Raw genomic sequence first — 13912 nt, 5'->3', positions numbered from 1 at the left:
ATTGGCCTTTAGGCGATTCCTGGTCGCTGCGGAGCAGCGAAACGGGCGGCTGAAGCCTGCACACCAGCGCTGATGCACGTGCCATTGGTGTTACTTCATCATGTCGTGCAGCGTTGCGAGGTCTTTTTTGATCGCGGCGAGGTGTTGGGGCACGAGTTCGGGGGCTTTGTGATCGATGTATTCTTCGTGCAGTGAAATCGGGCCGGTGAAGTCGGTCGCGGCCAGCATGTTGAAAAAGGCTGGGGCGACCCGGCCTTCGCCTAGCGGCACGTTTTTCATTTTGGTCCCTTCCCAGACGAAGTCTTTGACGTAGACCGTGTCGATGTGATCACGGATCATGCGAAAGGTGGTCGGCCAGCTTGTGCCTCCCTCGACGGTGGCGTGTCGAATGTCATAAGCCATGCCGATGTCGGTCGGCGCGATGCCGTCCAGGACGCGGTCGAGATCCCAAATCGCCGCGCCCATGTATTTGTTGCCGGCGTGGTTTTGGTACAGTCCGGTGATGCCGAAGTCGTGATTCAAGGCCGCCAAATCGACGAATTGGTCGTGCCAGTCGGCGAGCTGGTCGTTGATCGCCCGATCCGGCGAATAGTGAACATATTTCATGCGGTATCGCTTGATCCCCAGGGTCGCGGCGGTTCGCAGCACTCGCTCGGTCAGCGGGTCGTCCGGGTCATTGATGTCGGACGTCATGACGGTGATTTCCAGGCCGCACTTGGCGAGTGCTTCGACCAATTTGGGCAATTCATCGGCACACGTTTCCGGTTCGATGTGTCCGCCGCGACGAATCGGGGCCTCGATCCCGTCGTATCCGATTTCCGCGATCTTTTCGGCCAGTTCGTCAAAGGTCAGCGAGTTAAACGGTTTGGTGAAGACACAGATGGTATTCTTATCAGATGCGATGTCGTCGTTTCCGAGCGCCGATTGAATCGGGGCGGCGGCGAAGCTGGCGGCCACACTGGCGGCGGACGCGGCGATGAATTGACGGCGGCTGGTGGTCATCGATGGTGGATTTGGTAGGTGTAGTATCCGAGGAAACGACTTCCGGCCTGGAGAACCCAAGGGATGACAGGCTGGAAGCCTCTGCCACGGTTCGGTGCCCGGATGGGTGCCGATGGCGAGAGACCGAAGGACGATACCCATGATAACTCAAACGCACTGGTACACGGAAACAGAAGACGGGCGAATTCTGTGTCAGCTGTGCCCGCGGGCGTGCCGGATGAAAGAGGGCGACCGGGGGTTCTGTTTTGTTCGCAAGAACGTCGCCGGTCAAATGGTGTTGGACACCTATGGCAAGAGCACCGGGTTTTGCATCGACCCGATCGAAAAGAAACCACTGAATCACTTTTTGCCCGGCACCCCGGTGCTCAGTTTTGGAACGGCCGGATGCAACCTGGGGTGCAAGTTCTGTCAGAACTGGGACATTTCCAAGAGTCGAGAAGTCGCTCGGTTGAGCGATCGAGCGATGCCGAACGAAATCGCATTGGCGGCCCAGCGCTCGGGTTGTCGAAGCGTCGCGTACACGTACAACGATCCTGTGATTTGGGCCGAGTATGCGATCGACACGGCGCTGGCTTGCCGCGAGATCGGAATCAAGTCGGTCGCGGTGACCGCCGGCTACATCACCCCGCAGGCTCGCGGTGAATTTTTCGGCGCGATGGATGCCGCCAACATCGACCTGAAAGCCTTTTCCGAAGACTTTTATTACAAGGTCACCAGTTCGCACCTGCAACCGGTTTTGGACACGATCGAGTTCGTCTGCAATGAAACGGATTGTTGGGTCGAGCTGACCAATTTGATCATTCCCGATGCGAATGATTCCGCCGACGAGATTCGGCGGATGTGCACCTGGGTGATGGAGCACGTCGGGCCGAACGTGCCGATTCATTTCACGGCCTTTCATCCCGATTTCAAGATGACCGATCGCAACGGGACAGATTTGTCGACGCTGGTCATGGCCTATGACATCGCCAAACGGTGTGGATTGAATTACGTCTACGTCGGCAACGTGCATGACATCGCCAGACAGAGTACGTACTGTCACGGTTGCGGGGCGTTGTTGATCGAACGCGACTGGCATCAGTTGGGGCGGTACACGTTGTCGGGGAATCGGTGTTCCAAGTGTGACGCCACGATCCCGGGCGTGTTTGAGGATGTTCCCGGGGATTGGGGTGGGCGACGGCAACGTGTCCGCATCGAGCCGATCGAGCAACCGATGCAGGCCGTCGGGTCGCAGCAACGGCTTGTGCAGATCGAAGACGCGGGCTCACGACTGGACAAAACCAAACGGCAACCAGCAGTGGAGGATAAAGCGATGGCGACGACACAATGGAACGATCTGACGAAGCTGACGGACGATCAGAAGTCGACGATCTTAAAAGCGGCCTCGGCGATGGTGCAGGCCGCGGTCGGCGGACTGGATCAGTCCGTGGCGATCCAATCGCTCGGTGAGCTGGCCGAGCTGCCGATCGACGGAGTGTTCGTGACCGTCAAACGCGGCGAGACACTACGCGGCTGTTGCGGCCGGCAGGGCGGGTTGATGAAACTCGGTGAAGCGATGGCGGATTCGGCGGCACGGACGGCGCGCGATCCGCGCATGGCGCCGCTGTCGATGAGCGAATTGCCGTACTTGGATCTGTCGGTTTCGCTGCTCGGACCGCTGCGGCCGATCGGTGTTCAGGGGGAACAGCGGGAGCAGGCGGTCCAGGTGGGGACGCACGGCTTACGAATCCAGTTCGGACACAACAGCGGTTTGTTGTTGCCCCAGGTTGCGATCGAGCAAGGCTGGAATGCGCGGCAATTTTTGGATGCCGTGTGTCGCAAGGCGGGATTGCCGGCTGGCGTGTGGTTGCGCGACGATGCCCAAGTGATGTTGTTCGATGGAGTTCATTTCGGTTGTCGATTCGAAACCGATCCGTCGCTGTTGCGGCATGAAAAACAACTGTTGACCCGGCATGAATTGTCACTCTGTCGTGACTGGGTGCGCAGCAATTTGATCGCCCTGCAGATCGGCGCCACGCCGATGTATTACGCGATGGGCGTCAGCGATCTGGAGGTGTTGGGGCTGATCCTTTCGATTCGGCATCCCAGTCACGGTTCGCATCAGTGGCTGCAACTGAGCATCAAAGACACCCGCCCGATGCAGACGTCGCTGTATCAGATGACCGAACAGGCGTCGCTGTGGTTGGATGAACGCGTGTTTTCGGCAAACGAATGCGACGTCGAATTGGCGGTCTTGAGTGATTGTGTGCATCACGGCCCGCTCGAGGATGCGGACATGCGAGGAACCGATGGCGGGACGCGTGCGATGGTGCTGACCGATGGCCGGCGTTGGGCGATTCAATATGGACAGGACCAGCAGCCGCAGGCGTTGATCGAAGCGGCACGCGCGATGGAACGGTTTCGCGGCGGGGAGCAGTTGTATTCGATGCACTGTGACTGTTCCTGCGATGCGATTTCGGTGTCGCTCGGTCCCAGGGCTGATGCGGATTTCACCGTCCGACGGCCCGCCGTGGCCGGGGCGTTTTATCCGGCCGAGGACAGCGCCCGAGAGGCGGAGGTCGATCGCTTGCTGGATGGATTGCCCGATTGCAAAAAACACAAGGCGTTTGCCGTGATGGTCCCGCATGCGGGGCTTCGATTCAGCGGCCGCGTGGCGGCGGAGATTTGGCGGCGGATCGATGTTCCCGATCGCGTGTTGATCATCGGACCCAAGCACACCGCCGACGGAGTCGATTGGGCGGTCGCGCCGCATCATCACTGGCAGTTGAGTGATACCGTTCAGATCGCGGGCGATGAGGAGCTGGCCCGCGAGTTGGCCGAACAGATTCCCGGCATGGAGCTGGATTCGCGCGCCCATGCGCGAGAGCATGGGATCGAAGTGCAATTGCCATTGATCAATCGCTTGTGCCCCGATGCCCGATTGGCCGCGATCGCGATGCACGGCGGGGACCTCCAGGCTTTGGATTCCGCCGCGTCGGCGTTGGCCGAGTGGATCAAGGAGCAGGACGAGCCGCCGCTGCTGGTGATCAGTAGTGACATGAATCATTTTGCCGACGACGAAGAAAACCGTCGGCGAGACCGATTGGCACTGGACGCGTTGGCCACCGGCGACGGCGCCGAATTGTTGCGGGTTTGCGGCGAAGAAAGCATCAGCATGTGTGGCCAAATCCCCGCGGCACTTGTGTTGATGGTGATGCGAAAACTGGGGAAAACGGCCAAAGCGGAGGAAATCGCGTACGCGACGAGTGCAGACTACGGCGGTGGTCAAGAACGCGTGGTGGGGTATGCGGGGGTGATTTGGGAGGATGTGTAATTTGGATTCCGTCAAAAACCTGCGGTGATGAACCTTGCGGGCAAGCTCAGATTTTCGGTATCGCGTAAGGTTTCACCAGAAGATCAGCCACGAAAAGGATTTTGTGCCGATGCGATTGTCTCGTTTTCATTCCTCGGGCAAGGGGACACGCCTGGTCGCAAGCCTCGGCTTGACGGCGGTCGCTTGCATTCTTGTTTCCACCCAAGCCGGCTGTCTCGGACTGCTGTCCAACCTGATTCACGCCTCCGGCGCTGACAAGGTACCGGCGGCCTATGAGGGGTTGGAGGACTCTCGCGTGGCAGTCGTCACGTTGACCGAAAACAGCCAATACAGCGACGACGTGTCGGCGCGGATCTTGGGCCGCAATGTGATGCAATGGCTGTCCAAAGAGGTGGATGACATCGAGCTGATTCGCGAAGACAAAATCGCAAACTGGCGCGACACCCACGGTTGGGATCAAGTCGAATTCGCCGAGATCGGCCGCGGCGTCGATGCGGAAAAAGTGCTGGCGATCGAAGTGATGAATTTGAAGCTGCGCGACGGAGCGACGTTGTATCGCGGCCACGCCGACGTTCGTATCACGGTAATCGATGCCAAGACCGGCGAAGAGCTATTCACCCGTGACATCGACGACTTCACGTACCCCAATACCGCCGGGGTGTACACCAACGAGACGACCGAAGCCCGGTTCCGAAAACTTTATTTGGGAATTCTTGGCAAGCGAGTCGCACGGCAGTTCTATCCGTACGACGCTCACGAAGATTTCGCCCTCGATTCCATCATCGCCCGCTAAAGCACGCCCTTGGTGCTCGGGACGCTGTCGCTGCGCGGGTCGGATTCGGCGGCCATTCGAATCGCCCGGGCGACCGACTTGAACACGCACTCGGCGATATGGTGTGCGTTGCGTCCGTGGTGCAGCACGACATGCAGATTGCAATTCGCATTGGCGGCAAAGGATTGCCAAAAGTGTTCGACCAGTTCGCTGTCAAAGGTGCCGATCTTTGAAGCCGCAATCGGGGCGTTGTATTCGAACGCATACCGCCCGCCCAAGTCGACCGCCGCGGTGACCAGGCATTCATCCATCGGTAGCGTGAAATGGCCGTAGCGACGAATCCCGGCGCGATTGCCGAGCGCTTGATCGATCGCCTGCCCCAGCGCGATCCCGATGTCTTCGGCGGTGTGATGGTCGTCGACATGCAGGTCGCCCTTGGCATCGACGTCCAAATCGATCAACGCGTGTTTGGCCAGCAAGTCCAGCATGTGATCCAGAAACCCGATCCCCGAGTTGCGTGTCCCCGAACCACCCCCGTCCAGATTGATCGAAAGGCGGATCTCGGTTTCACCGGTGGTGCGTTGAATTTGAGCGGAGCGTGGCATGGTGGGGGTGAGGTGATGGGGTTGGGGTTGGGGTTGGGGTTGGGGTTGGCAGAATATAGCGACCGAATAGGACCTATGGGACAGATGGGACCCATACGTCCTATCTGTCCCATTGGTCCTATTGTTGTGCACCCCTCTGCAGAGGTTCGCCGTTCTGCTAAACTCGCCGACCTCATCTGCCCCTGACTGCCGAAGGAGGTCATCCATGTCCAGCGGATTCATTCCAGCTCATGGTGGTTATCAGGATCTCGTGTCTTATCAGAAATCGGTGATCGTCTATGACGTCACGGTTCGCTTCTGTGATCGGTTTCTGTCCAAATTCGACCGCACCGTTGATCAAATGATCCAGGCGGCTCGCAGCGGCAAGCAAAACATCATCGAAGGGAGTATGGCGTCGGGCACTTCGAAGGAGACGGAAATCAAATTAACAAACGTTGCGCGCGCGAGCTTGGAGGAGTTGTTGGAAGACTACCGCGATTACATCCGCAATCAAGACGGCCAATTATGGGACAAGGGTTCGGAGCAAGCGTTGTACGTGCGGGGGTTGGGGCGAAAGAACGGGGAGAGTTATCAGACGTACCGGAGGTTTGTGGAAACGCGTGACGGCATCGTTGTTGCGAATATCGCGGTGTGTTTGGTTCATCAAACCAACTACATGCTCGACCGGCAGATTCGACAATTGGAACAAGCGTTTCTCAGCGAGGGTGGGTTGCGCGAACGGATGTACCGGGCGAGGACTGACGCCAGGGGACGGCAACGACCGAAATAGGACCAATGGGACCAATGGGACCCATACGTCCTATCTGTCCCATAGGTCCAATTTTCCAGCAGCTGACCAATCAGACCAACGCAAGCCACCTTCACAGAATCGACCATTCGGGATCGAACGGATCGACGGTTTCAGATGGGACGCTGGTGGAGTGGCGTTCGATTTGGACGTCGGCTTTTCGGACCCGCGAATGCTCAATCGTTTACTCGGATTCGAGAGGGTTGGATCGGGGCTGCCACGCAACGGTTGCCGTCAACATGCGATTCATTCCCGAATTTTGCATGTAGACGGAAAACCAACACTTGCCATCCCAATTGCCGGGCGCCCATTTCTCTAAATCAAGCGTGTATTGGGGGCTGACGGGCAAGAAATCACGGTCGTCGGGCGCTTTGCCGGTGCCCCAGGGCGGATTGGGAGAGAAGTCGTTTGGGGTGTTGGTGCCGAAGTTCAGGAACACCCGCTTGGAGTAACTGGAACCGGTGTGGTAATCGATGACGAAGCCGATTTTCGAGGTTGCCGAGGAGGTGACCATGGTGGCGTGGGAGGGGGCACCCTGCACGCTGATCGTTCCGACGTTTTCAAACTCGATTCCGGCTGCGGCCTCGCCGGTTCCCAACGACGTGTTGCCCATTCCGACGACGATCGTGTTGCCGCGGATTCGGGCAAAATCCGTGGACGCGGTTGAATCGTAGGTGCGAGATTGGATGACTTTGGGTTGCGCGGCTAAGGCTCGGTTCTTGGCATCCAGTTTGGCCTTGGCCGCTGCCTCGCGTTGTTCGGCGCGAATCCGCGCGGCGCTGAGCGGGCCGGGCGTTCCCAACGCGTTGAGAACGATCAGCCGCTGATCGATTTTTCGAACTTCCAATCCGGCGGTCTTGAGTCGGGCCGATTGATAAAACGATTTGGCGTGATTGGCCAGCGACCGTTTTTCAAAACTCGATTCGGAGCTGTCGAGGATCTTGAACCAACCGTCGGCGACCTGCAGTTCCGTCATGTCGGCATTGGCGAGCGTCAATTCCTTCGCGGCGGCTTCGCGGTAGAGCGGATCGGAACCGGCGGCGAGTCGCGGCAGCCCATCGGCCCAACGGTTTTTGACGAGGCACAGGTACTTGCCGACGGCCGATTGGGCGTCGGCGTCGTCGGGATTCGATTCCAACGTCGCCAGACCGAGTTGGTAGCCACCGAACAGCGTTTTCGCGTCGGCGAGCTGTTGTTCAACATCCTTCAGTCGCCCCAATTGGGGCGACGGGATTCGTTGGACCGTTTCGAGCAGCGTCTTACAGATTGCGATGCCGTCATCGAGTCGGCCGGCGTGTAGACATTCGTCTGCAACGTTGATCGCCGCGTCGGAAAACTCGGTCGTCGGGACACCCCGGCCCGCGACACTTTCGAGGACGTCACGTTTCAGACCCATCACATCGATCGCTTCGAACGATTGGTCGAGCAGATCGACCATTTCAAACGCCGAATCAAAGTCGCTTTCGCCGATGTAAATTTCGCGGGCGACGCGGTACAGGGCGAATCGGCCTTCGGGATCGTTCTTCGTTTCGTCGGCCGTTTCACGCATCTGGTCTGCGACCGCAATCCGCTGCTCGCGTTGCTTGGCCTGCAAGTATTCGGGTTGAAACAAGTCCCTGACCGTTTGCATCTTCGCGGTGATGGAGTCGGCCGAGGGAATCGGATGTTTTCCCGCCGGCGTCACGTACTCGGCCAGGCTGGGTGAGACGGGCGGAGTGATCGCCGGGGAGAACGAGCCCGGTGGAGAGGCGGGGGTTGTTGAAGCGTCCGAGGGGGGCGTCCGGTTGGGCGAAGGATTGGGCGCGGGCGATGCGGGGGCGGGGGAGACCGCGGCCATGGCTTGGTTCGATCCGGCTCGGCCCGGTCCGGTTTGCCCCGATCCGGCCTGGTGGGGCGGGAGTGATGTGGCGACTTTTTTGGGCGTGTCGGAGGGGGCCGTTGCATCCGCGGCGTCGGGCAACGTTTCGGCATGCGGCGGGAGTTTGGAATCGCCGGCAAACTTGGCCGCTTGTTCGGCGGGGAGTCCAAGGCGTTGCAACTTGTTCGGATCCAGGTGCAGTTCGCCGTTCCAGATCGAAAAGACCAAGTATCCGAGCACGAGCAATGCGGGCAAGACGCCGATGGCCCAGAACAGGCTCAAGCGTTTTCGACGCGACGTCTTGCCGCTCGGTCGTGAGTGGACCTGCGGCGTTGGCGTCGCCTCGGGGCGTGGCGTTTGAGCGACCGCGGCGGTGGTCGGGGATGTCGTTGGGGCTGGCGCAGCGGCTGGAGTGCTCGCCGCAATCCCCAAGATGGCCGACGCATTTTGCGGTGCCGCGACCGGTGCGGATGTTTCGGGCGGAGTCTGTTTGGCTGTGCCGAGCGAATCGATGACCGAGTCGATGTCGATTTCGCCCTCGTCCAGCAGTTCACGCAACTGGGCGTCATAGTCCGCTTTTTTTTCGGGGTTGAGCAACCGCACACGCGCCGCCGAAATCCGATTGGAAAGCTCTTCGGCGGCCTCGCCGTGTTCGCCGTTGGTCAGACCGTGCAAAAACGTCAGGTCACGATCGGCGGCCATGTCGATGACTTCCGGATCGTCTTCAAAATTGGCCAGCCCCAGCAGCCGATAGTCATTCGGCGGCTGTTCCGAGGGCGGGATGCCCAGCCACTTGTGAAGCGGGTCAAACATGGCGTGTTGTGGGGCGGCGACGAGGGCGGTCTTAGAGCGATTGCAGAAACCGCTCGATCATCATCATACACGCATCGGATTGTTGGTCTGTTCCCACCGAAATCCGTAAACCGTCGCCCCAGTCGGGGAAGTCCATGTAGCGGATCAAGATCTGTTGCTTTTTCAGGAACTGGTGCAGGTCCGCATGCCGGCCGCTGGGATGTTGACACCAGACAAAGTTCGCGTGCGAGGGCGTCACGTTGAATCCCATCTCGGTCAATTGAGACTCCATCCGGGCCCGCGTGGCATTCATTTTTGTCACCACGTCCTTCAGCCAGTCTTGCGAATGGATCGCCGCCGTCGCTGCGACGGTTGCCAGGTAGTCGCAGTTGTAGCTGTCTTTGATGTTCGACAACTTGCCGACCAGTGACGGTTGGGCGACCAGGAAACCGAATCGGATGCCCGCCAAGCCGTACGATTTGCTCAGCGTCCGTGTGACCAGGATGTTGTCGTGTCGCTGCACCAGATCCAGGCAATTGAAATCGGCAAAATCGACGTAGGCTTCGTCGACGACCAACGGGCAGGGCAAGGTGGCGGCGAGTTGTTCGATCTGTTCGGCCGGCACCACCGTTCCGCTGGGGCTGTTCGGATTGGGCAACAGCACCAACCGCAAGTCGTTGTCGCCTTCGCCAAACATCGCCGGCAGATGCCAGCCGTCGAGAAAGGGGATCTGTTCCCACGACGCGCCTTGGATGTCCGCCAGCGTCCGATAGAGGATGTAACTGGGGTAGGGCAGTCGCAGCTTTTGGCCTTCGCCGACAAAGCCCCTCACCAGGATGGTCAGGATTTCATCGCTTCCGTTGCCGGCCAGAATCCAATCGGGACCGGGCAGACCGAGCACCTCCGCGGCGGCGCGACGAAACACGGTCGCGGTCGGGTCGGGGTAGCGGTTGAGCGGACCTGATGCGGCGTCTCGGATCGCCGAAACGACCGACGGCGGAGGCGGGTAGGGGTTTTCGTTGGTGTTGAGCTTGATGAATTTGCCTGGCGGCGGTTGCTCGCCGGGCGTGTAGGGCAACATCCGCGAAAGGGCAGGGCGGAGGTCGGTTTTTGACATGGGGGAGATGGCAGAAAAATGAAGGGCAGAAAAATGGAAGACCGGAAGGGAAGACAAGAAAATGGGTGACAGGAAAATGAATCTGAAACCTGAAACCTGAAACCTGAAACCTGAAACCTGAAACCTGAAACCTGAAACCTGAAACTTGAAACTTGAAACTTGAAACTTGAAACTTGAAACTTGAAACTTGAAACTTGAAACTTGAAAAAAACTATCTCCGAATCGAGACGCTGCGGGCGTGGGCGGTCAGGCCTTCTTTCTCGGCCAATCGTTCGACGTCGGGGGCGATCTGGTTCATCGCCGATTCGTCGAACTCGGTGATGCTGCCGCTGCGGAGGAAGCTGTTGCTGCACAGTCCGGCGGCCCAGGTGCAAGTGCCTCCGGTCGGCAGCACGTGGCTGGGACCGGCGGCATAGTCGCCCAGCGCGACCGGCGTGTGGTGCCCGAGGAAGGCGGCCCCGCTGTTCTTGATCTTGGCGATCTGGTCGCGCGGGTTGGCCGTTTCGATGTGCAGGTGTTCGGGGGCGAAGGAATCGGTCAGTTCACAAGCCTGGGCTTCGTCGCGGACCAGGATCAACGCACCGAAGGCTTCCAAGCTGTCCAACGTCAACTCGGCTCGCTCGAGCAGCGCGAGTTGTTTGGCGACCTGTCGGCTGACCGCGTCGATCAACGACTCGTCCCACGTGATCAAGATCGCGCTGCCGGGGGAATGTTCGGCCTGGGCCAACAGATCGGCGGCAATAAAATCGGGGCGGGCGGTTTGATCGGCGATCACGATGACTTCGCTGGGGCCGGCGAAGGAATCGATATCGACGGTGCCGTAGACGTGTTTCTTGGCCAGGGCGACGAACAGGTTTCCCGGGCCGACGATCTTGTTGACCGCCGGGACGACGTCGGTGCCGTAGGCCAGCGCCGCAACGGCTTGGGCGCCGCCCATGCGATACACTTCGGTCACGCCGAGTTCATAACACGTCGCCAGCATGTCTTGGTTGTAGGCGCCGAACGGTGTCGGCGGTGCGACCACGGCAATCTCTTGGACGCCGGCGACTTGGGCCGGGACCACGGTCATCAACACGGTCGACGGATAGGCCGCCGCGCCGCCGGGGACGCAAACACCGACGCGACGCAGCGGCACGTAGCGCTGCGTCAGCGTGACTCCGGGTTTGGGCTCGATCGTGACGTCGCGATGCAGAATCGCTTGCTGAAAGGTGGCCACGTTGTCACGGATGCGTGCAATCGAATCGATCAATTCCGGATCGGCCGCGGCATGTGCGGCGGCCAAGTCCTCTGCGGGAACACGCAGCTGGTCGGCGGTCAGGTCGGCCTTGTCGAGCTGTTGATTGAATTTCAGCAACGCCTCGGTCCCGTCCCGTTGGACTTCCGCACAAATTCTCTGGACGACTTCGACGGGAGTCAGCGGGGCGCCGAAGACCTCTTCGGTCAACGCCCGTCCGCGGGGGGAAACGACGTCGCCTTGGGGGCTGAGCTTGTCGCGGAGCTGTTGCAGGATTTCGGCAGACCCGACGCGTGCGTCGACGCGTTGCAGGTTCAACGTGGGGATTTCGGGAGCGGACATCGCGATTTTCTTTCGACTCGTTGGAAGGCCCAAAGCGGTTGGGAAATGCCTCTCGGAGGAATCCCTTTCGGGGGAATGACGGCCGAGGGGGCATGGCGATTCGGGCAGAGTCCCTATGATAGCGCCGATGCCCAGTCGTAGCCATGTGGCGGAAAGACACGACACGACGCGGAGACGTGCGGTGCGGGGGGCGAGCACCCGAGCGGGCGTCCGAGCCATAAATCGATTTGAATTGATAGGAATGAATGATTTGATGGAGACACGTACGACAGCGATCGATGGGCGCGCGACGTTGTTGGCCGTCGTCGTCGTCGTGTCGCTGTCGCTGGCGTTCCGGTTGCCCTCGTGTCAGGAGAGTTTTTGGCTGGATGAATTGCATTCGGCGTGGGTGGTCGCGGACGGGTTTTCCGAAGTCGCTCCGCGGGCGGCCGCGGGGAACCAAACCACGGGCTACTTCCACCTCTTGTGGATCTGGTCGGCCGTGGTCGGGTCCGGAGAATTGCCGATGCGGCTCAGCAGCGTTTTGGCCAGTGCGTTGGCGTCGGCGTTGCTGGTCGTGGGGGTCGCCCGGCGAACCGGAAACGTCTCCGCCGGGTTGGTCGCCGGGGGAGTGTTGGCGATCGATCCCAACGGAGTGTTTTTTGGATGCGAGCTGAGGGCCTACGCCTTCGTCATGCTGTACGCTGTGCTGGCCGTTTGGTCGATGATGACCTGGTTGGGAAAGGCTCCGGCAGCGGTCGACGGGCAGGGGCAGTCGGAAACGCATCGTTTCGGCCCAGCGCACAGTTACGGCGGTGCGCGGTGGCGATTGGCGATGCTGTTTTGGATTTGTGTCGCCGCCCTGGTTCACCCGACGTCGCTGGGGGTGTTGTCGTTGCTGATCCCCTGTGCCGTGTGGGTTGCATGGAAACGTGGGCGAATGCGTTGGTGGCGAGCCGATGTGTTTGCGGTCGTCGTTGCGGTGGCAACCCTTGCCGCGCTCGCGATGTCTTCGCTGCCGGATTCGTGGCAACGGCGTCAGTTATGGAGGGCATTCGGGCAGGCGACGTCTTGGTGGCAGCTCTGGTACGCCTGGGCTTGGGTACCGATTGTGCTGTTGCCCTTGGGCGCCGCGCTCGGCATGTGGATGGCAAGCCGTCTGGTGCAGCCGTTTCGCTCTCGTTCGTGCGACGACCCCGGAGAGCCGTCCGATCGCGTGGATTGGATCGGAGTGATCCCCGGTTTGGTCGCCGTGACGGGAACGATGCTGTTCTTTTGCGCGTCGTATTTCGAGTGGGTGCCGCTGTGGCATCGTCGCTACTACGTCGCCGCGCTGCCGTTGTTGGCCTGGACCGCGGGTGAGATGGTCGCGATCTTTCATTCTGAAATGGTTCGCATCGTGCGGGGTTTCAGCAGCGTGGGTGCGGAAGGTAACTCGTCGCTGTGGTTACGCCGGGGCTGTGGGATCGTGGTTGTGGTTTTGTTTCTCGGCTTTGTGCTCTGGTACCAGGGCACGTTGCGAACATTGGCCGCCGGTCGCTGGCCGGTTCAGCTGCGCGGTGAGCAATGGCGTGGGGCGGTGGAGTCGGTTCGCGGCGAAATCGGCGATGGCGACGTGGTCTGGTTGGACAGCCAGCTGATTGAAGCCAGTTTTCTTCGCCGGCCGATCTCCGAGGCCGGAACGGTCAGCGAGGACCAGTGGGACTACTTGACGTTTCCGCTCCGCGGGCCGTACGCACTCGATCCCGTGGTGGCCGTCGGCGCGTTTGAGCACGAAAGTTGGGTCCGGCATCATGTGCGAAACCTTCCGCATCCCCAAGCGAGGGTCTGGTTGGTTTCGCGATCGGGCGACCGGTCGAGCAGGCGATTCATCGACCGGTTGGAACGTTTTCGGCCCGTTTCGGCGGTGAAAACGTTTCCCGGCCGGCCGGTGGTGTTCCGCTTGGATTTCGGCGAGTGAATTGATTTGCAGTCCTGCGGTCAATCGGGCAGACTACAAGCTCGGCTGCCAGTCGGGACTGGGCGGATTCGTAAGGTTCTTTATCTGTCGTGTGCAAATTTTTTCCGCAGGTCCGGTCGTTGGTGTCCAGCCTTTAGCCCAATACCGCTAA

Annotated in this window: 9 protein-coding genes; 4 read left to right on the top strand and 5 right to left on the bottom strand. The window is 60.0% G+C overall.

Features of this window, described 5'->3' with window-relative positions; genetic code table 11:
• Positions 1 to 90: 90 nt before the first annotated feature.
• On the bottom strand, positions 91 to 1002 hold the full coding sequence (locus tag NZK35_RS31060) for a sugar phosphate isomerase/epimerase family protein (RefSeq protein ID WP_259636421.1): 912 nt from the start codon (positions 1000 to 1002) through the stop codon (positions 91 to 93).
• A 139-nt stretch (positions 1003 to 1141) separates the two neighbouring features.
• On the opposite strand from NZK35_RS31060, the gene amrS reads away from it, so the two are divergent.
• Positions 1142 to 4315: an AmmeMemoRadiSam system radical SAM enzyme gene (amrS, locus tag NZK35_RS31055; protein WP_259636420.1), complete on the top strand. Its 3174-nt coding sequence runs from the start codon at positions 1142 to 1144 to the stop codon at positions 4313 to 4315.
• A gap of 109 nt (positions 4316 to 4424) precedes the next feature.
• Positions 4425 to 5108: a hypothetical protein gene (locus NZK35_RS31050; RefSeq protein WP_259636419.1), complete on the top strand. Its 684-nt coding sequence runs from the start codon at positions 4425 to 4427 to the stop codon at positions 5106 to 5108.
• Here NZK35_RS31050 and hisB read toward each other — a convergent pair.
• Entirely contained in the window at positions 5105 to 5692 is a 588-nt protein-coding gene (gene hisB / locus NZK35_RS31045; protein ID WP_259636418.1) for an imidazoleglycerol-phosphate dehydratase HisB, read from the bottom strand. The two genes, NZK35_RS31050 and hisB, sit on opposite strands and share 4 nt — an antisense overlap.
• A gap of 205 nt (positions 5693 to 5897) precedes the next feature.
• On the opposite strand from hisB, the gene NZK35_RS31040 reads away from it, so the two are divergent.
• A complete protein-coding gene (locus NZK35_RS31040; protein WP_259636417.1) occupies positions 5898 to 6461 on the top strand; it encodes a four helix bundle suffix domain-containing protein in 564 nt (187 codons plus the stop codon).
• Between the two features lie 202 nt (positions 6462 to 6663).
• Here NZK35_RS31040 and NZK35_RS31035 read toward each other — a convergent pair whose 3' ends face one another.
• From NZK35_RS31035 to hisD, 3 genes are all read right to left on the bottom strand, one after another.
• Positions 6664 to 9150 carry a hypothetical protein gene (locus NZK35_RS31035; RefSeq protein WP_259636416.1) on the bottom strand — a complete coding sequence of 829 codons (2487 nt, stop codon included), beginning with the start codon at positions 9148 to 9150 and terminating at the stop codon, positions 6664 to 6666.
• A gap of 31 nt (positions 9151 to 9181) precedes the next feature.
• Positions 9182 to 10246, bottom strand: a complete 1065-nt coding sequence (hisC, locus tag NZK35_RS31030) for a histidinol-phosphate transaminase (protein ID WP_259636415.1) — start codon at positions 10244 to 10246, stop codon at positions 9182 to 9184.
• Positions 10247 to 10457: 211 nt separating this feature from the next.
• The gene (hisD, locus tag NZK35_RS31025) at positions 10458 to 11822 is read right to left on the bottom strand and encodes a histidinol dehydrogenase (protein WP_259636414.1); all 1365 of its coding nucleotides are present in this window, start codon (positions 11820 to 11822) and stop codon (positions 10458 to 10460) included.
• 253 nt (positions 11823 to 12075) lie between these two features.
• Between hisD and NZK35_RS31020 the strand changes: the two genes are divergently transcribed.
• A complete protein-coding gene (locus NZK35_RS31020) occupies positions 12076 to 13761 on the top strand; it encodes a glycosyltransferase family 39 protein (protein ID WP_259636413.1) in 1686 nt (561 codons plus the stop codon).
• The last annotated feature ends 151 nt before the right edge of the window (positions 13762 to 13912 follow it).

Origin of the sequence: Stieleria sedimenti, assembly GCF_025060895.1 — a bacterium.
GTDB classification, from domain to species: Bacteria; Planctomycetota; Planctomycetia; order Pirellulales; family Pirellulaceae; genus Stieleria; species Stieleria sedimenti.
This window is presented reverse-complemented; position numbering and strand designations above follow the sequence as displayed.